Origin of the sequence: Nonomuraea sp. NPDC050022, assembly GCF_044460705.1 — a bacterium.
Classification (GTDB): Bacteria; Actinomycetota; Actinomycetes; order Streptosporangiales; family Streptosporangiaceae; genus Nonomuraea.
On the sequence record NZ_JBITKE010000005.1, the window covers coordinates 861,724 to 879,711 of the forward strand.

At 70.2% G+C, this 17,988-nt stretch carries 18 protein-coding genes; 13 read left to right on the plus strand and 5 right to left on the minus strand.

Translation table 11 applies throughout. The features are described from left to right. Positions 1-190: 190 nt before the first annotated feature. Positions 191-1,441: an MFS transporter gene (locus tag ACIBO2_RS25520; protein WP_397299803.1), complete on the plus strand. Its 1,251-nt coding sequence runs from the start codon at positions 191-193 to the stop codon at positions 1,439-1,441. 3 nt (positions 1,442-1,444) lie between these two features. Here the strand turns inward: ACIBO2_RS25520 and ACIBO2_RS25525 are convergent, their stop codons facing one another. After that, on the minus strand, positions 1,445-2,032 hold the full coding sequence (locus ACIBO2_RS25525; RefSeq protein WP_397299806.1) for a hypothetical protein: 588 nt from the start codon (positions 2,030-2,032) through the stop codon (positions 1,445-1,447). A gap of 128 nt (positions 2,033-2,160) precedes the next feature. Between ACIBO2_RS25525 and ACIBO2_RS25530 the strand changes: the two genes are divergently transcribed. From ACIBO2_RS25530 to ACIBO2_RS25560, 7 genes are all read left to right on the plus strand, one after another. Next, positions 2,161-2,790 carry a helix-turn-helix domain-containing protein gene (locus ACIBO2_RS25530; RefSeq protein ID WP_357957876.1) on the plus strand — a complete coding sequence of 210 codons (630 nt, stop codon included), beginning with the start codon at positions 2,161-2,163 and terminating at the stop codon, positions 2,788-2,790. A 78-nt stretch (positions 2,791-2,868) separates the two neighbouring features. Beyond that, complete coding sequence (locus ACIBO2_RS25535; RefSeq protein ID WP_358545687.1) at positions 2,869-4,038, plus strand: homogentisate 1,2-dioxygenase domain-containing protein; 1,170 nt, start codon at positions 2,869-2,871, stop codon at positions 4,036-4,038. Continuing rightward, positions 4,035-4,790 carry a hypothetical protein gene (locus ACIBO2_RS25540; protein WP_358545689.1) on the plus strand — a complete coding sequence of 252 codons (756 nt, stop codon included), beginning with the start codon at positions 4,035-4,037 and terminating at the stop codon, positions 4,788-4,790. Before ACIBO2_RS25535 ends, ACIBO2_RS25540 begins: the two co-directional genes overlap by 4 nt. Further along, positions 4,787-5,890, plus strand: a complete 1,104-nt coding sequence (gene fahA / locus ACIBO2_RS25545) for a fumarylacetoacetase (protein WP_397299810.1) — start codon at positions 4,787-4,789, stop codon at positions 5,888-5,890. The genes ACIBO2_RS25540 and fahA overlap by 4 nt, the downstream gene beginning before the upstream one ends. 70 nt (positions 5,891-5,960) lie before the next feature. Beyond that, positions 5,961-7,118 carry an Ig-like domain-containing protein gene (locus tag ACIBO2_RS25550; RefSeq protein ID WP_397299813.1) on the plus strand — a complete coding sequence of 386 codons (1,158 nt, stop codon included), beginning with the start codon at positions 5,961-5,963 and terminating at the stop codon, positions 7,116-7,118. A gap of 72 nt (positions 7,119-7,190) precedes the next feature. Further along, entirely contained in the window at positions 7,191-7,622 is a 432-nt protein-coding gene (locus ACIBO2_RS25555; protein WP_358545694.1) for an NfeD family protein, read from the plus strand. A 2-nt stretch (positions 7,623-7,624) separates the two neighbouring features. Next, positions 7,625-8,698, plus strand: a complete 1,074-nt coding sequence (locus tag ACIBO2_RS25560; protein WP_358545696.1) for an SPFH domain-containing protein — start codon at positions 7,625-7,627, stop codon at positions 8,696-8,698. 272 nt (positions 8,699-8,970) lie between these two features. Here the strand turns inward: ACIBO2_RS25560 and ACIBO2_RS25565 are convergent, their stop codons facing one another. Beyond that, the gene (locus ACIBO2_RS25565) at positions 8,971-9,591 is read right to left on the minus strand and encodes a hypothetical protein (RefSeq protein WP_397299817.1); all 621 of its coding nucleotides are present in this window, start codon (positions 9,589-9,591) and stop codon (positions 8,971-8,973) included. Between the two features lie 379 nt (positions 9,592-9,970). Between ACIBO2_RS25565 and ACIBO2_RS25570 the strand changes: the two genes are divergently transcribed. Beyond that, positions 9,971-10,840 carry a helix-turn-helix domain-containing protein gene (locus tag ACIBO2_RS25570; protein ID WP_397299820.1) on the plus strand — a complete coding sequence of 290 codons (870 nt, stop codon included), beginning with the start codon at positions 9,971-9,973 and terminating at the stop codon, positions 10,838-10,840. An 87-nt stretch (positions 10,841-10,927) separates the two neighbouring features. On the opposite strand, the gene ACIBO2_RS25575 is transcribed toward ACIBO2_RS25570, so the two are convergent. Genes ACIBO2_RS25575 through ACIBO2_RS25585 form a run of 3 tightly spaced genes read right to left on the minus strand, consistent with a single transcriptional unit; the run spans position 10,928 to position 13,299 of the window. Next, a complete protein-coding gene (locus ACIBO2_RS25575) occupies positions 10,928-11,491 on the minus strand; it encodes a hypothetical protein (protein WP_397299823.1) in 564 nt (187 codons plus the stop codon). Then, positions 11,488-12,075, minus strand: a complete 588-nt coding sequence (locus tag ACIBO2_RS25580) for an RNA polymerase sigma factor (protein ID WP_397299826.1) — start codon at positions 12,073-12,075, stop codon at positions 11,488-11,490. Before ACIBO2_RS25580 ends, ACIBO2_RS25575 begins: the two co-directional genes overlap by 4 nt. A gap of 30 nt (positions 12,076-12,105) precedes the next feature. Beyond that, complete coding sequence (locus ACIBO2_RS25585) at positions 12,106-13,299, minus strand: Gfo/Idh/MocA family oxidoreductase (protein ID WP_358545703.1); 1,194 nt, start codon at positions 13,297-13,299, stop codon at positions 12,106-12,108. 273 nt (positions 13,300-13,572) lie between these two features. Here ACIBO2_RS25585 and tdh point away from each other — a divergent pair, with 273 nt between their 5' ends. The 4 genes from tdh to ACIBO2_RS25605 are packed head-to-tail and all read left to right on the plus strand — an operon-like array spanning position 13,573 to position 17,894. Then, a complete protein-coding gene (gene tdh, locus ACIBO2_RS25590) occupies positions 13,573-14,601 on the plus strand; it encodes an L-threonine 3-dehydrogenase (protein WP_358182103.1) in 1,029 nt (342 codons plus the stop codon). Continuing rightward, positions 14,601-15,782 (plus strand): glycine C-acetyltransferase, encoded by a 1,182-nt coding sequence (locus ACIBO2_RS25595; protein ID WP_358545705.1) that lies wholly within the window; start codon positions 14,601-14,603, stop codon positions 15,780-15,782. Before tdh ends, ACIBO2_RS25595 begins: the two co-directional genes overlap by 1 nt. A 20-nt stretch (positions 15,783-15,802) precedes the next feature. Beyond that, positions 15,803-16,717: a LysR family transcriptional regulator gene (locus tag ACIBO2_RS25600; RefSeq protein ID WP_358545707.1), complete on the plus strand. Its 915-nt coding sequence runs from the start codon at positions 15,803-15,805 to the stop codon at positions 16,715-16,717. A gap of 16 nt (positions 16,718-16,733) precedes the next feature. Beyond that, positions 16,734-17,894: a hypothetical protein gene (locus tag ACIBO2_RS25605; RefSeq protein WP_397299832.1), complete on the plus strand. Its 1,161-nt coding sequence runs from the start codon at positions 16,734-16,736 to the stop codon at positions 17,892-17,894. Positions 17,895-17,988 lie beyond the last annotated feature (94 nt).

Here is a 17,988-nt window from a genome sequence, read left to right on the forward strand (position 1 = left end):
GCCCGGGTCCCCTCGCCGACTACAGGGACCTAGAAAATTACGGCAGAAAGAGCTTCGATTCTTGCCAAACGCCTGCACATTCCGCTTCCGGTCTTGTCAGCGGCGTGACAAGCACGGAGATATTCAGACGACAGCAGATGCGAAGAACCATCACAATAGTGAGCATTTGGGGGATTAGGGGGCTTACCACGTGCACGGCTATCTTCGCGATCTCGGGCTGCTCCGGGATCGGCGGTTCACGCTGCTGCTGACCGCGCGGACCATCTCAGTGCTGGGCACCTCCTTCGCCCCCGTGGCGCTCGCCTTCGGCATCCTCGCCCTGCCCGGCGCGAACGCCACCACGCTGTCCGTGGTGCTCACCGCCGAGGCGCTGCCGATGATCGTGTTCATGCTGTTCGCCGGGGTGATCGCGGACCGGTTCCCCCGGCACAAGGTGATGATGGTCAGCGAGTTCATGAGCGCGCTGGCCTTCTTCTCCCTGGCCGCGATGATGCTGTCGGGCTGGACCCCGCTGCCCGCGATGGCGAGCGCCGCGGCGGCCAGTGGCGTGGCGATAGCGATGCTGTTCCCCTCGCTGACCGGCATCATCCCCGAGGTCGTGCCCGCCGATCAGTTACAGACCGGCAACGCGCTGCTCGGCCTGGGGGCCAACAGCTCGCGGGTGGCGGGCGCGGTGCTGGGCGGCGGCGCGGTCGTGCTGTTCGGCAGCGGGTGGGCGCTGGCCGTGAGCGGGCTGATGTTCACGGTGGCCGGGGTGCTGATCGCGGCACTGCGGCTCACGCCCGCCGAGCGCGACGCGGCGGCCGAGCATTCGATGCTGGCCGACCTGCGGGACGGGTGGCGCGAGTTCAGCACCCGGCAGTGGATCTGGGTGGTGGTCGCGCAGTTCTCCGTGCTCGTGATGGGACTGCAGGCGGGTCACGGGGTGCTCGGGCCGCTGATCGCCAAGGAGAGCCTGGGTGGGCCCGCGGCCTGGTCGGCGTTCCTGGCTGGCGAGGCGGCCGGCACGATCGTGGGAGTGATCGTCTCGCTGCGGGTCCGGCCCAGGCGGCCGATCCTGGTCGGGACGCTGCTCTGCCTGCCGACCGCGCTGCCGTACGTGCTGCTGGGCACCGGCGCGCCACTGTGGGCGATCGTGGCGGGCGCGTTCGTGCTGGGCGTCTGTTTCGACGTGTTCGGTGTGCTCTGGCAGACGACCATGCAGCGTGAGGTGCCGCCGGAGTCGCTGTCGCGGGTCAGCTCGTACGACGCGCTGGGCTCGCTGATGTTCGGCCCGATCGGGCTCATGCTGGCCGGGCCGGTGGCGAGCCTGGTCGGCACCCGGACGGCGCTGCTGGGCTGCGCGGCGCTCGTCGTGCTGTCCACACTCGCCGCGCTGCTGTCTCCGGGGGTGCGGCAACTACGCGCTCCGGATCCGGTCGCCGAAAGCGTAGCCAGCTGAAATTCAGACGACGATCAGCGTCACCACGACGCCCGCGCAGTTGCCCGCCACACAGATGCGGACGGACACCTCGGACACCCCCGCGGCCTCCGGAATGCCGCCGATGTGCCCGTCAGGGCCGATCGTGACACCCGCCGGGAGCTTGCCGTGGTCGGTCACGGAGAACGTGGGCGGCACGCCGGTGGGCCCGCCCGAGATCCCGATCTGGTCGTCGTAGCGGTTGCCCACCTTGCCGGGGAAGGCCAGCTCACTCGGCTGCCAGGGCACGTTCCGCAGCACGACGACCGTGACCTGCTGATCGACGCAGTCCTGGCCACGGCACAGGCGGACCGGCGTGGCGAAGGTGCCGGGACGCTGGGGAACACCGTGCAGCCGGCCCGCGTCGTCCAAGGTCACGCCCGGCGCCAGAGCGCCGCCGCGGATGGTCAGGCCGTCCTGGAACGGCAGCAGGCGATTGGTCACCTCGATGCCCTGCGTGACGTAGAAGACGTCCTCGACGAGCCGCTTGGTCGGCGGATCCACGTGCTGGGCGGGCAGATCCCTCGACATGGCCACGGTGTGGAAGTCGGCCGGGGGCAGCATGGGGAGCAACGCGCACAGACTCAACCCGGCAACGACAAATGCCCATCTTTGCCGCATCCCACCCCCTGTTCGTCTCCTCGATACGTACCCCACCAGCGCGTAGCGTTACTCCTGGCTCACGCATAGATAATCGGTTCATGGCCGCTGAATCCGCCCAGACCCTGGAACGCGGGCTGCGCCTGCTCAGGCTGCTCGCCGACGGCAAGGGCGGGCGGACGCCCACCGAGCTGAGCACCGAGCTGTCGCTGTCGCGCCCGGTGGTCTACCGGCTGGTGACCACACTGCTGAGCGAGGGGTTCGTCCGCCGTGACGCCGAGGGGCGAGTGCACCTCGGGTTCGGCGTGCTCGTGCTGGCCCAGGCCGTACAACCGCTGCTTCGGGCGGCGGCGCTGCCCACGCTGCGGCGGCTGGCCGAGGACGTGGGCGCGACCGCGCACCTGACCGTGGCCGAGGGCGACGACGGCCTGGCCGTGGCGGTGGTGGAGCCGTCGTGGACGGACATGCACGTGGCCTATCGGGAGGGGTCGCGCCACTCCCTGTCGCTCGGCGCCGCCGGACGGGCGATCCTGGCGCTGCGCGAGGGGCGGGCCGACTATCTGGTGACGGAGGGGCAGTTGCAGGAGGGCGCGCGGGGGATCGCCGCGCCGGTGTCCGGGCTGCCGTGGCTGGAGGCGTCGGTCGGGGTGGTGACGTTCGGGCCGCTCAGCGAGTCGGCCGGGCCGCGCGTGGTCGAGGCGGCCGCCGAGCTGTCCGGCGCGCTGGGTTGACATCGCTTGGTCGATGGCGGACGGTAGTTGCATATAGAGGACACGTACGTCCGATAATCGGACGCTCCGGAGGCGAAGATGCCTTACTACCGCGTCGTTGGCGAGGTGCCCAGAAAGCGGCACACGCAGTTCAGGCGGCCCGACGGCGGCCTCTACGCCGAGGAGCTGATGGGCGAGGAAGGCTTCTCGTCGGACTCCTCGCTGCTCTACCACCGCTATCTGCCGACCGCGATCGTCAAGGCCGAGGCCGTCACGCCGCTGACCGACACGCGCCTGGAGCCGAACCTGCCGCTGTCGCCGCGCCACTTCCGCACCCATGACCTGCGCGGCGCGGGCGACCTGGTGACGGGCCGGATGCAGCTGGCGGGCAACGCCGACGTCCGATTGTCGTACGCCACCAGCGACCAGCCCAGCGAGCTCTACCGCAACTCCATGGGCGACGAGTGCGTGTACGTCCAGGACGGCCGCGCCCGCTTCGAGTCGACGTATGGAGTCATCGAAGCCGGCGCGGGCGACTACATCGTCATCCCGACCGGCACGATCCACCGCTGGGTGCCCGACGGGCCGGTCAACGTGCTGGCCATCGAGGCGTCCGGGCACATCAGGCCGCCCAAGCGCTACCTGTCGCAGTACGGGCAGTTCCTGGAGCACGCGCCCTACTGCGAGCGCGACCTGCGCAGCCCGGCGGAGCCGTTCGTCGTCGAGGGCGAGGAGGTCCCGGTGCTGGTCCGCACCCGGGGCGGGCTGACCCGGCTGGTCTACCGCAACCACCCGTTCGACGTGGTCGGCTGGGACGGCTACCTGTATCCGTTCGCGTTCAACATCAATGACTTCGAACCGATCGTGAAGAAGACGCACGCGCCGCCGCCGGTACACCAGACGTTCGAGGGGCCGGGGTTCGTGGTCTGCTCGTTCTGTCCTCGGCCGCTGGACTTCCACCCCGAGTCCGTACCGATCCCCTACAACCACCACAACGTCGACTCCGACGAGTTCATGTTCTACGTGGGCGGCGACTACTCGGCCCGCAAGGGCTCCGGCATCGACGTCGGCTCGATCTCGCTGCACCCGGCCGGCTTCACGCACGGCCCGCAGCCCGGGGCGGTGGAGGCGGTCATCGACGCGGTCAGCCGCGGCATCACGACCACCAGCGAGATGGCCGTGATGATCGACACCTTCCGCCCGCTCGACCTCGGCCAGGCCGCGCTAAGCTGCGAGGACCCCGGCTACGCCTGGACCTGGGCCCGATGAACCTCTACCTCGCGCTGATCGACGACGCGGGCCTGTTCCCGCCGACGTCCCTGCACATGTCGCAGGCTCTGGCCCGCCACCAGCGCGACCTGGAGCGGGGCTCCCAAGTGCTCACCCACCGCTTCCTCTGCTCCGCCAGCCGCCTCGACGGGCTGCGCCGCGAACAGGCCCCGCCGCGCCGGATCGGGCTGATCGTGGACACGCCGGAGATCCCGCCGTTCGACGACCTGCCCGTGGACTCGGTCGAGCTGCGCGCGGACGCCCTCGCCCTGCTGCCCGGCGGCGGCCTGCCACCGGGCGTGCGGCTGTTCGTCGAGGTGCCCGCCGGGAAGTATGTCGCCGACGTGCCCAAGGGCGCCGCGCTCAAGGTGCGCTGCGGCGGCCTGACCGCCGACGCCTTCCCGTCGGTCGAGCATCTCGCGGCGTTCATCCGGTTCTGCGCCGAGCACGACCTCCCGTTCAAGGCCACCGCCGGGCTGCACCACGCCGTACGCCACTTCGACCCCACGCTCGGCGTCGACCGGCACGGCTTCCTCAACCTGCTGCTGGCCGTCTGTGAGGTGGTGGACCAGCGCGACCCCGCGCCCGTGCTGCGCAGCACCGACGTGGGCCACCTCGTACGGCTGGCCCACGCCGTGTCCGAGGAGACGGCGAAGCGGGCCAGGGCGCTGCTGGTGAGCTACGGCTCGTGCAGCACCAGCGCCCCGCTGGACGACCTGCGCGCACTGGGACTGATCGAGGAGGACGCGTGAGCTGGGGAGTGGACAATCTGCCCTACGGGGTGTTCTCCCGGCGCGGCGAGCGGCCACGCGTCGGCGTGCGCTACGGCGACCGGGTGCTCGACCTGGCCGCCGCGCTGCACGACGAGGTGTTCGCGGCGCCCAGCCTGAACCCCTTCATGGCCAGGGGCCGCACCGCCTGGCACGACACCAGGACGCTGATCGCCAACAAGCTCACCTCCGACCTCGCGATCACCGAGCCGCACCTGATCCCGCTCGACCAGGTGCGGCTGCACATGCCGTTCGAGGTGGCCGACTACGTCGACTTCTACTGCTCGCTGGAGCACGCCACCAATCTCGGCAAGATGTTCCGGCCCGGCACCGAGGGGCTGCTGCCCAACTGGCGGCACCTGCCGGTCGGCTACCACGGCAGGTCGGGCACGATCGTGGTCTCGGGCACCCCGATCGACCGGCCGCACGGCCAGCTCGGGGCCGGGCGGTTCGGGCCGTCCGCCAAGCTCGACCTCGAGGCCGAGCTGGGCTTCGTGATCGGCGTGCCGTCCGAGCTCGGCTCGCCCGCCGGGGCCTTCGAGGATCACGTGTTCGGGGTGACGCTGGTCAACGACTGGAGCGCGCGCGACATCCAGGCGTGGGAGTACGTGCCGCTCGGGCCGTTCCTGGGCAAGTCGTTCGCCACCTCGATCTCGCCGTGGATCACGCCGCTGGAGGCGCTGCCCCGGCTGGCCGGGCGCGTACAGGATCCCGAACCGCTCGACTACCTGCGCAGGACGGACGACTGGGGGCTGGACGTCTCGGTCGAGGTGTCGCTCAACGGCGAGGTCGTGTCCCGGCCGCCGTACTCGGGCATGTACTGGACGCCGGACCAGATGCTCGCCCACATGACGGCGAACGGCGCGTCCCTGCGGACCGGCGACCTGTTCGCGAGCGGCACGATCTCCGGCGAGCAGCGCGACGAGCGCGGCTCGCTCATCGAGCTGACCTGGAACGGCAGTGATCCGATCAAGCTCGCCGGCGGCGAGACCAGGACATTCCTGGAGGACGGCGACACCGTGACGATCCGCGCCACGGCCGGCGGCCGGTCATTGGGGGAGGTTTCCGGAACAGTCCGATAGGTGACTTGGCGTGCTCATTCAGTGACCCTCCGCTAACCTGGATATCCCCTTCCCGGAAAGCAGGATCGAGATGCGGCGCGCCGCGGCCATCTTTCTCGTGGCCCTACTCCTGACCGCGGGCTGCTGCCCGGTGACCGCCGACCGCCCGGCGCCCAAACCGCCCGTCGTCCAGGTCTCCCCCGCCTTCGACACGCGGCGCGCCCGGACGGACCAGGGTCTGGTCGTCCAGGCGCAGGGTGGCAAGCTCAGCCAGGTGATCGCCTACGTGGCGGGGGCGCTGGTGCCGGGCAGGCTCGACGCGTCGCGCACGACCTGGCGCTCCTCCTGGACGCTGGCCCCCGGCGCCGAATACACGGTGACCGCCACCGCGGCGGGTTCGGCCGGCCCGTCGACGGTGGCCATGGGCCGCTTCCGCACCCGCGCCGCCAACCGGTCGTTCCAGATCGCCTCCATCGTGCCGCTGCCCGGCGAGACCGTCGGCGTCGGCATGCCGATCATCATGGACTTCGACACCCCGATCCAGGACAAGGCGGCCGTGGAGCGGGCGCTGGAGATCAAGCCGGCCGTCGAGGGCGCGTGGCGCTGGGTGAGCGACACCCGGGCGATCTACCGCACCCGCGCGTTCTGGGCGCCGAAGCAGCAGGTCACGGTCACGGCCCACCTGACCGGCGTACGCATGGCGCCGGGCGTCTACGGCCTGACCGACCGCACGTTCGCCTTCAAGGTGGGCCGCGAGCAGACGACCTCGATCGACACCCGGACCCACCAGATGGTCGTCAGGCGCGGCGGCCGGGTCGCGCAGCGCATGGCCATCAGCGCGGGCATGGCCACCACCCGCGAATACACCACGACCAGCGGCGTCCACCTGACCATGGACAAGGGCGACCCGGTCCGCATGATCTCCCCCGGCCGCAAGAAGGGCGAGCCCGGCTTCTACGACGTGATGATCGACCACGCCGTGCGCATCTCCAACAGCGGCGAATACGTCCACGCCAAGAACAACCTCTGGGCCCAGGGCCACGCGAACGTCAGCCACGGCTGCGTCAACGCCCGCCCCGACCAGGCGGCCTGGTTCTTCGACACCTCGCTGCGCGGCGACCCGGTGACGATCACCGGCACCTCCCGCGAGCTTTCCTGGGACAACGGCTGGGGGTTCTGGCAACTGCCGTGGGACAAGTGGCGCCAGGGCAGTGCCTTGTACGACCCCGCGGCCCTGCCACAGCAATGATTCCGGCATTACGGTAGGAGGGGGGAACCAGGCGAGCACACAGGCCCGTTATTCCGTTAGGAGGGCCGGAGCATGGATGAATGGATCATCTGGATAATCCTGGCAGTCGTCCTCGGCGTGGCGGAGATCTTCACCGTCACCGCGGCGCTCGGACTGCTCGGCGCGGCCGCCCTCCTCACCGCGGCGACCGCCGCCATCGGGCTGCCCGTCCCCCTGCAACTGCTGGTCTTCGCCCTGTCTTCCACGGCCGGCCTGATCGTGATCCGGCCGATCGCCATGCGCCACATCCGGCAGCCACAACTGCAACGCTTCGGCGTGGAAGCACTGGTCGGCAGGCAGGCGTACGTATTGTCGGAGGTCACCGGCAGGGACGGCAGAGTACGCATCGGCGGCGAGGAGTGGTCCGCGCGCGCCTATGACGAAACCCTGGTGATCCCCACGGGGGCGACCGTCGATGTCATCGAGATCGAGGGCGCCACAGCCCTCGTATATCCCCGGGAGTGACCATGGATCCGCTGTTGGTGGTCGGACTGCTCGTCATCCTCTTCGCGGTGTTCACGGTGCTCAAGGCCGTGCGGATCGTGCCCCAGGCACGCGCCCGCAACGTCGAGCGCCTGGGCCGCTACAACCGTACGCTCAAGCCCGGACTCAACTTCGTCATCCCGTACATCGACCGCGTCTACCCGATGATCGACCTGCGCGAGCAGGTCGTGACCTTCCGCCCGCAACCGGTCATCACCGAGGACAACCTGGTCGTCGAGATCGACAACGTCATCTACTTCCAGGTCACCGACCCCCGGGCGGCGGCCTACGAAATCGCCAACTACCTCCAGGCGATAGAGCAGCTCACCGTCACCACCATGCGTAACGTCATCGGCGCCATGGACCTGGAGAAGACGCTCACCTCCCGCGACCACATCAACAGCCAGCTGCGCGGCGTACTCGACGAGGCCACCGGCAAGTGGGGCATCCGCGTCAACCGCGTGGAGGTCAAGGCGATCGACCCGCCGAAGACCATCAAGGACGCGATGGAGAAGCAGATGCGGGCCGAACGGGACAAGCGGGCGGCCGTCCTCAACGCCGAGGGCCAGCGCCAGTCGCAGATCCTCACCGCCGAGGGCGACAAGCAGAGCGCCATCCTGCGCGCCGAGGGCCAGCGCACCGCCGCCATCCTGCAGGCCGAGGGCCAGTCACGGGCCATCGACCAGGTCTTCCAGGCGGTCCACCGCAATGACCCCGACCCCCAGCTGCTCGCCTACCAGTATCTGCAGATGCTGCCGCAGCTCGCGCAGAGCCCCGGCAACACGTTCTGGGTGATCCCCAGCGAGGTCACCTCGGCACTGCAGGGCGTGTCTAAGGCGTTCACCGAAGCGCTGCCCCGGTCGGCGGCGACGCGCGAGGAGGAGCCGGGCAGCTCGGCGGCGGACGAGGAGGTCGCCAGGGCTTCGGAGGCGGCTGCGGAGGCCGTGGCCGACGCCCAGGAGGCCGAGAGTCCCAACGGGCCGCGCCAGCTCACGCAGGGGGTGGAGGACCCGGCGGCCGCGTTCACGGACCTGGAGAAGGAGCGCCAGGAGCGCTGACCGGCCAGGACGCCCACCCGCTGGTGGGACGTGACGGCCAGGATGTCCACCTGACCAAGACGCCCACCCGCTGGCGGGGGCACGGCGGCCGACCGGCCGACCGGCCAAGACACTCGCCCGGCAGAGTGCCCGCCCGACCAAGACGCCCGCCTGTGTGTCCGCCTGGCCAAAGGCGCCTTGCCACGCCAGAGGTGCCCGCCACGCTCACCCCAGCGGGCACCGGCCAGGCGACCCTGGCCGCGGACCTGGTGCCCACCCCGGGCGGGCACCGGTCAGGCAACTCTGACCTCGGACTTGGCGCCGGATTTGGCCTCGGGCTTGCGTTCGGGCTCAGGCTTGGGTTCGGGCTTGGCCTCGGTCCGGAGGGGGCGGCAGGCCATTTCCAGCAGGTCCCGCACCTGGGAATCCCGGTGCAGGGCCCCTGCTCGGCAGGCCAGCCTGACCGTGGCGTCAGCCAGGATGACGTCCGCGTTCGCCTGCGGGACATCGTCGCCCAGCTCGGTTCGTAGCCACTCGGAGATCTCCGCCCAGGAGTAGACGCTGACGTTGTCGGCCTCAATGAGCGGTGCCGGGAAGCCACCGGGCCCGCGCTGTCCGCTCGCCAACTGGCGGAAGCTGGCCTGCGTGCGGCCACCGTGCCGCCTGGCCGCGTCGCCGAGCGTCACCGCGTCATCGTGTCCCACGCCAACGGCCCACAGCTTGTCGACCGTGCTCATCTGGATGAGCACGGACATGATGGCCTCCAGCAGGCTGTCCGCCTCACGATCACACATGAAGTAGGGCTGTGTGCCCCCTACCAGCGCGCAGTCATCCATGCCCGCCTCGTGGAGCCGGTCGAACTCGGCAGCGTCCGGCTCGCGGTTGAGCATGACCTGGAAATCCCAGCTAGTCATGATGTCCCCTCTTGATCGTCGCTTTTGCACTCGAGGTGCCGAGTGAGCCAATGGCGGATCTGCTTGGCATGGACCCCTGGATTTCGGGGTGTGCAGTTGATCGTGAACGGTTTGTCTCCGCATTGGCAGGTGATCCAGCCCCAGCGATGGCCGTTGTGGTCCTCCTCGACGGTGAGAGCGCTATTGATCTTGCGGATTGCCTTGAGCACCGCGTTGATCTCGTTGTGCTGATGTCTTCCTCGCCCAACCATGTTCTAACTGTGCAACAGTGTTGCACAGTTAGAACGGCTTTTCCAAGCCAGGCACCCCAACTCCGCACGGCGCAGCCTGGGAGTGGCGGGTCCACCCTGGCTTTCCGACCAGCGCCTAACCTCGAAAGATGGACAGCGCCAACCGTCTGGGTGAGTTTCTGCGAGCGCGGCGGGAGCTGGCCCGGCCCGAATCGCACGGGATGCCCGCGGCCGGGCTCCGCCGTACACCGGGGATGCGTCGGGAAGAGGTCGCGATGCTCGCCGGCGTCAGCACCGACTACTACATCCGTCTGGAGCAGGGCCGGGACAAGCATCCGTCGGCGCAGGTGCTCGACGCGCTGGCGGCCGCGCTGACCCTGGAGGAGGACGCCGTCGCGCACCTGCACGAACTGGCCCGCCCGCAGCCGCGGCGCAGGCGGCGGGCCGGGCGTCCCGAGCGGGTCGGCCCGGGTCTGGTCCGGCTGATGGAGCGCTGGCCGGACACTCCGGCTCTGGTGCTCGGCCGGTACATGGACGTGCTGGCCGGCAACGCGCTCGGCGTGGCGCTGTTCGGCTGGCTGAGCGATCGGAGCCTGGTCCGGGCGGTGTTCCTGGATCCGCGGGCGCGTGACTTCTATCGCGACTGGCAGAAGGTCACGCGGGACTGCGTCGCGTCCCTGCGGGCCACCGCAGGCGCGGATCTGGATGATCCCCGCCTGACCGACCTGGTCGGTGAGCTGTCGCTTAAGAGCGCCGACTTCGCCCGCCTGTGGGCACGCCATGACGTACGCGGCAAGACGGCGGAGAGCAAGCGGCTGCGCCACCCGGTCGTCGGCGAGCTGACCCTCAGCTACGAGGCCCTGACCGTCAACAGCGCGCCCGGTCAGCAACTCGTGGTCTACCAGGCCGAGCCCGGCAGCCCGTCCGAACAGGCGCTCGCCCTCCTGGGCAGCGTCCTCGCGACGCCGGTGATGCGCGACATCGCCATGACTGAGCACATACCTGGGCGAGAGAAGTGATCATGTCCGGCTGATTCAGCACCGGATGCCCCGAATGACCGCGTACGGCAGGCGCCCCCGTCCAGGCCGCCTGCCGGCCCCGTGGGCTCAGTGCGAGAGTGGCGCGTCCGTCGTGTCGACCAGCGTGCAGTCGGCGACCGGGCCCTCGGCGACGCGCGCCCAGATGCCCGCCACGACAGAACCCTGGACATCACCGACGCTGAACTCCAGCACTCCGGTCTGTCCCTCCTTGATGACGCTCGGGTCGATGGTGAAGCCCTCCTGTTTCGAGGGCCAGACCGCGAGCTGCACGTCCTTTGGCAGGAAGTGCGCGGCCCGGGGCTGCGGGCTGCACTTCTTGCCCCGGGGGATGTAGTTCACCACCACGTTGATCCCCTTGTCCCGCAGGTCCGCCTGGAGCTTGTCGGCGTCCTTCACCTCGTTGATCTGGATGTGGACGGTGCCGTCGGGATTGTCGGATATGGCGTACGCGGGGGTGCCGCCGAACAGCAGCGGGATCGCCACGGCCGCCGCCGCGGCCAGGCCCAGCGCGGGCGCCAAGACGATGGGCCGCAGCAGTCGGCGCTTCGGCTTGTCGATCTCGGTCATCACGAACTCCTTGAGCAGTCGGTGACGGCCCTCGGGAAGATCGCGGTCGTATGGCCAGCTCATCGGATCTCCTTCTTTGTAGGGCCTTGGTCACCTATTACCTGTCGGGGCGCGGGTGGCGGTTCCGCGAGTTGGCCGAGTTTCTGGCGCGCTCGCGACAGCCGGGATCGTACGGTGCCCACGGGGACGCCGAGCGCCTCGGCCGCCTCCGCGTAGCCGAGCCCGGACCAGACGCAGAGCGCGAACACGTCCTGCTCCTGGCGGCGCAGCGAGTCATAGGCCGCGCGGACGGCGGCCAGCCGCCCCGCGTCGTCGATCCGGCCCACGATCTCGTCGGCGAAGTCCGGCACGCTCTCGCCTCTGGGCATCCTGGCCAGCGCGTCGCCGTGCCTGCGAGCGGCCCGGCGGGCGTTGCGGGCCACGTTGGTGGCGATGCCGAGCAGCCATGGCCGCAGCGAGCCGCCCTCGGGGTCGATCCGGCCGCGTAACCTCCAGGCTTCGAGAAAGGTCAGCGCCATCACGTCCTCGGCCGCGGACCAGTTCGCGGTCAGGCGGAAGGCATGGTTGTAAACGGCCTTCGCGTAGTCGTCGAAGAGCTGCGCGAAGGCCGCCTTGTCCCCGGCGCGTATCAGGGCGCGTGTCGACATATCCACATAGAGGGACTGTCCGCCCGCGGGTCAGAGTTCCAGCTGTCCCCGGTCGAAGTACGCCGCCAGGTCCGGGGCGAGCGGCGGGACGTCGTACGGCATGCCGCCGTCGCGCAGCGACATCGTGGCCATGTAGCCGGCGGCGACGCTCATCCGCGCGGCCACCGGAGAGGTGTCGGTAACCCCGCCGTCCCGGACGAACCCGCAGAACTCCCGCATGATGTCCGCGTCGGCGCCACCGTGCGAGCCGGTGGCGTCGGGCACCCGGTACGCGATGTCGCCGTCCTCCCGGTAGTCCGATGGCCCGGTGTTCCAGACCTTGACCGTGTCGCCAGGGCCGTCGCCGAAGTTCTCCAGCCGGCCCTCGGTGCCGATGACCGTGTAGTTGCGTACGTAGTCGGGGGTGAAGTGGCACTGCTGGTAGGCGGCGATGACGCCGTTGTCGAGGCGCATGTTCATCACCGACACGTCCTCGACGTCGACGACGTGGTTGAGGTCGACACGGCTGGTGGGCGGCCACTCGTACTCGCTCAGCCAGCCCTCCGGCCTGGGCGTGCCCGGCTCGCGGCGCGGCAGGTCGCCGTAGAGCATGAGGTCGCCGAGGGCGTTCACCCTGGTCGTGTAGCCGCCGGCCAGCCAGTGGATCACGTCGAGGTCGTGCGCGGCCTTCTGCAGGAGCAGGCCCGTGGTACGGCTGCGGTCGGCGTGCCAGTCCTTGAAGTAGTAGTCGCCGCCGTACGACACGAAGTGGCGCACCCAGACCGTCTTCGGCTCGCCGATGACGCCCCGTTGGATGATGTCGCGCATCAGCCGGACCACGCCCATGTGGCGCATGTTGTGCCCGACGTACAGCCGGGTCCCGGTACGCCGCGCCGCGCGCAGGACGTTGTCGCAGCCCTCCACGGTGATGGCCAGCGGCTTCTCCAGGTAGACGGCCTTGCCGGCCTCCAGGCAGTCGATCGCGACGCGCTCGTGCGTGTCGTCGGGGGTCAGGACGATGACCGCGTCGAGGTCGTCGCGGTCGAGCAGCCGGCGGTAGTCCTCGGTCAGGAACGCCGCGTCGAAGCGCCCGGCCTGGCTCTTGAGCACCGCGGGGTCGGTGTCGCAGAGCGCGGTCACGACCGAGCCCTGGCCCGGCCGGTGAGCGTAGCGGGCCAGGTTCGCGCGCAGGCCGAGGCCGATGACTCCGATGCGCAGGTCTTCCACTCCAGTGACGATGTCCACGTCTTGAGAGGTTAGCGCTCGTTTATGCAGAAAACCACCGCGAACAGCGCGCAATCGGGCACGTCCTCTGTGGTGCGAAAGCGGGCAGAAGGTGGGCGTGAGAGCGGGCGTGAAGGCAGGCGTGAGAGCGGGCGTGAAGGCAGGCGTGAGAGCGGGCGTGAGGGCGGGCGTGAAGGGGAGCTGTGGGGGCACTTAAGAATCCCTCGATGGACACCTCCCTCAGAGAGCGGGCACAGTGCGTTAGGTTCGGGGACACAGGGGAGAGTTGGAGCCATGAAAGCGCTGGTCAAGGATCGAGCCGAGCCCGGATTGCGGCTGGCCGACGTGCCGGAGCCCACACCGGGGCCGGGCGAGGTGCTGATCCGGGTGCTGCGTACCGGCATCTGCGGCACCGACCTTCACATCCGGAAATATGACGATTGGGCGCGGCAAACTCTGAAGCTTCCGCTGATCGTGGGGCATGAGTTCTCCGGCCACGTGGTCGAGGTCGCGCCCGGCGTCGAGGACATCTCCGTCGGCGACCTGGTGAGCGGCGAGGGGCACATCGTCTGCGGCAAGTGCCGCAACTGCATGGCCGGGCGCCGCCATCTGTGCCGCAACACCATCGGGCTCGGCGTCAACAGGGACGGCGCCTTCGCCGAATACGTCACGCTGCCCGCCACCAACGTGTGGGTGCACCGGGTGCCGGTCCACCCCGATGTGGCGGCCATCTTCGATCCGTTCGGCAACGCCGTACACACCGCGCTGTCATTCCCGCTGGTCGGCGAGGACGTGCTGATCACGGGCGCGGGCCCGATCGGGCTGATGGCGGCGGCGGTGGCCACGCACGTGGGCGCCCGCAACGTGGTGATCACCGACGTCAGCGAGGAACGGCTGAACCTGGCCGGCAAGGTCGGCGTCTCGCTGGCCCTGAACGTCGCGCGGACCTCGATCGCCGACGGCATCACGCGACTGGGCATGCGGGAGGGCTTCGACGTCGGGCTGGAGATGTCCGGCAACCCGCGGGCCGTCCGCGACATGATCGCGAACATGACGCACGGCGGGAAGATCGCGATGCTCGGGCTGCCCGCCGAGGAGTTCGCCATCGACTGGGCCACGGTGGTGACCTCGATGCTCACCATCAAGGGCATCTACGGCCGGGAGATGTTCGAGACCTGGTACAACATGTCGGTTTTGCTGGAGAAGGGCCTCGACCTGTCTCCGGTGATCACCGATCGCTACCCGTACGCCGAGTTCGACGCCGCCTTCGACACGGCCGCCAGCGGCCGCACGGGCAAGGTCATCCTGGATTGGAGCGCTTGATGTTCACGAACGTACGCGATCAGCTGCGTGCGACGCTCGACGAGATCACCGAGGCGGGGCTGCACAAGCCCGAGCGGGTGATCACCACGCCGCAGAGCTCGCAGGTGGGCGTGGCCGGGCGACAGGTGCTGAACTTCTGCGCCAACAACTACCTCGGCCTGGCCGACCACCCCGAGGTGATCGCGGCCGCCAAGGAGGCGCTCGACCGCTGGGGTTTCGGGATGGCCTCGGTACGGTTCATCTGCGGCACCCAGGAAGTGCACAAGGAGCTCGAAAGCCGCCTTTCACACTTCCTCGGCCAGGAGGACACCGTCCTCTACAGCTCGTGCTTCGACGCGAACGGCGGCGTCTTCGAGACGCTGCTCGACGCCGAGGACGCGGTGATCTCCGACGCCCTGAACCACGCGAGCATCATCGACGGCATCCGGCTGTCGAAGGCCCGGCGCTACCGCTACGCCAACCGCGACATGGCCGAGCTGGAGGCCAGGCTGAAGGAGGCGTCCGACGCGCGGCGGCGGCTGATCGTGACCGACGGCGTGTTCTCCATGGACGGCTACCTGGCGCCGCTGGCCGACATCTGCGACCTGGCCGAACGCTACGACGCGATGGTCATGGTCGACGACTCCCACGCCGTGGGCTTCGTCGGGCCGACCGGACGCGGCACGCCCGAGCTGCACGGCGTCACCGACCGGGTGGACATCATCACCGGCACCCTGGGCAAGGCGCTCGGCGGCGCCAGCGGCGGCTACGTCGCGGCGCGCAAGGAGATCTGCGAGCTGCTGCGCCAGCGCTCCCGCCCGTACCTGTTCTCCAACTCGCTCGCCCCGGTCATCGCCTCGGCCTCGCTGCGCATCCTCGACCTGCTGGAGACCTCCAGCGAGGCACGCGAGCAACTGCGTGCCAACACCGCCCGCTTCCGCGCCAAGATGGCCGAGGCCGGGTTCGACATCCTGCCCGGCGACCATCCGATCACCCCGGTGATGATCGGCGACGCCGCCGAGGCCGGAGCCATGGCCGAGCGGCTGCTGGAGCTCGGCGTGTACGTGATCGGCTTCTCCTACCCGGTCGTACCCCACGGAAAGGCCCGGATCCGGGTCCAGCTGTCAGCGGCCCACTCGGCCGAGGACGTGGACCGCGCGGTCGACGCCTTCATCAAGGCCCGCGCTCCCCACCCGGTATAGGCGCTGAGTATTCTCGCTGCGTGATAGACACGCGGCGACTGCGTACGCTGCGCGCGGTGGCCGACCACGGCACGGTCACCGCCGCGGCCGCCGCCCTGCACCTCACCCCGTCGGCCGTGTCCCAGCAGCTGCTGGCGTTGGAGCACGAGGTGGGCCATCGGCTGTTCACCCGCGACGCGCGCGGCGTGCGCCTGACCGCCGTCGGCCAGATCATGCTGGCCCACGCCAACGAGGTGCTCGCCCAGCTCGAACGCGCCGAGGCCGAGGTCGCCGCCTACACCACGGGCGCGGCGGGCGAGGTGACGGTCGCCTGCTTCGCCACCGCGATCAGCGCCGTGCTCTCCCCCGCCATCACGGCCCTGCGCGCCGGCTCCCCGGGGCTGCGCGTACGGGTGCTCGACGCCGAGGGCGACCACAGCCTGTCCATGCTGCTCGACGACCGGGCCGACCTGGCCATCGCGGTCGAATACCGAGGCGCCCCCGACGCGGCCGACCCCCGCCTGCACCGGTCCGCCCTGTACGCGGAGCCGTTCGACCTGGTCCTCCCGCAGGACCACCCCCTGGCAAGCTCCGGCGGCGCCTCGGTCCGGCTGGGTGATCTCGTCGGGGAGACGTGGATCGGCCCCTACCCCGGCAATCCGGTCCACGACGTGATCACGTTCGCCTGCGAGCAGGCCGGCTTCTCCCCGGACTTCGCGCACTGCTCCGACGACTTCCGCGCCGTGGTGGCGCTGGTCGGAGCGGGTGCGGGGGTGGCGCTCGTGCCCAGGCTGGCGCTGCGTGACATGGTGCTGCCCGGGGTGGCGGTACGCCGTACGCCGGGTCCTGAGCGACGCGTCTTCGCGGCCGTACGCCGTGGCGCCGAGACCCACCCGCTTCTCCGGCCGTTGCTCGACACCCTGCACACCATCGCCGGCTCCCTCGGAAACGGGTGACACTGTGGGACCAGGCGTGCCCTACCGGAAGTTATTCGGCCTGCCGGGGGTGACGGCGCAGGCCGTGCTCGGGTTCCTGGCCCAGCTCACCCAGCAGGTCGCGCCGGCGGGGATCGTGCTGGTGGTGCAGGCGTCGAGCGGCTCGCTCGTACTGGCGGGGCTGGCCGCGGCGGCGTTCGGCATCGGCGCGGGGATGGCCCGGCCGGTCCAGGGGCGCCTCATCGACCGGCGCGGGCCGGGCGGGGTCTTGGCGGTCAGCGCGTCAGCGCACGTCACGGCCTTGATCGCGCTGGTGATCGGCGCCGGGTCCGGCTGGCCGGGGTGGACGATCGTGGCGCTGGCCTGGACGGCGGGGGCCGGGCTGCCGCCGATCTCGGTGACGATGCGCATCGAGTGGGGCGGCCGGATGGCCGCGGAGGGCCGTACCGCCGCCTACAGCCTGGTGTACCTGGTGCAGCAGCTGGCCATCCTCACCGGCCCGCTGCTGTTCGGGCTGCTGATCGCGCTGGTGTCGGCGTCAGTGGGGCTGGGTGTGGTGGCCGCCGCCGCGGGCGCGGGCACGCTGGCTTTCTCGCGGGTGCTGCGGGTCACCGGTCCCTCGCTGTCGGCGGGCCGGGGCCGGGTGTTCCGGCATGTCGGCATGCGCGTGCTGCTCGGCGTGGTCGTCCTGCTCGGCGGGGCCATCGGCGTGCTGGACGTCGGGGTGCCCGCTCTCGCGGTGGCTCGGGGCATTCCGGCCGCGACGGGCCCGCTGGTGGCGGCGCTGGCGCTGGGCGGCGTCGCCGGAGCGGCCGTCTACGGCGCCCGACAGTGGACCGCCGCGCCCGCCCTCAGGCTGAGCGGGCTGCTCCTGGTATTCGGTCTCGCGTTGGCGCCGCTGGTGCTGGTGTCCTCGCTGCCCTTGTTCTGGGTGGTGCTCTTCGCCGGAGGGCTCATGGTCAACCCCGCGCTGACGACCACGTCCCTGCTGGTGGACGAGTTCGCGCCGGGGGCGCAGGCGGAGGCGTTCGGGTGGGTGTCGACGGCGGCGAGCATGGGGGCCGCGGCGGGGGCGGGGGTGGCGGGGGTGGTGGCGCAGCAGTTCGGGCCGTCGTTGCCGTTCCTGGTGGCCGCCGGTTTCGCCGGTCTGGCCGCGATCCTGTCGAGCCTCCTTCTCGGGCCCGTCGGCCGCGTCTGACCGGTTCGCGGTTTGGTGGCCGTGTACGGGCAGGCGCGGGTCCGGGTGATCGCCTCGGTGATAAGCGGTTCGCGTTTTGGTGAGCGCGTACGGG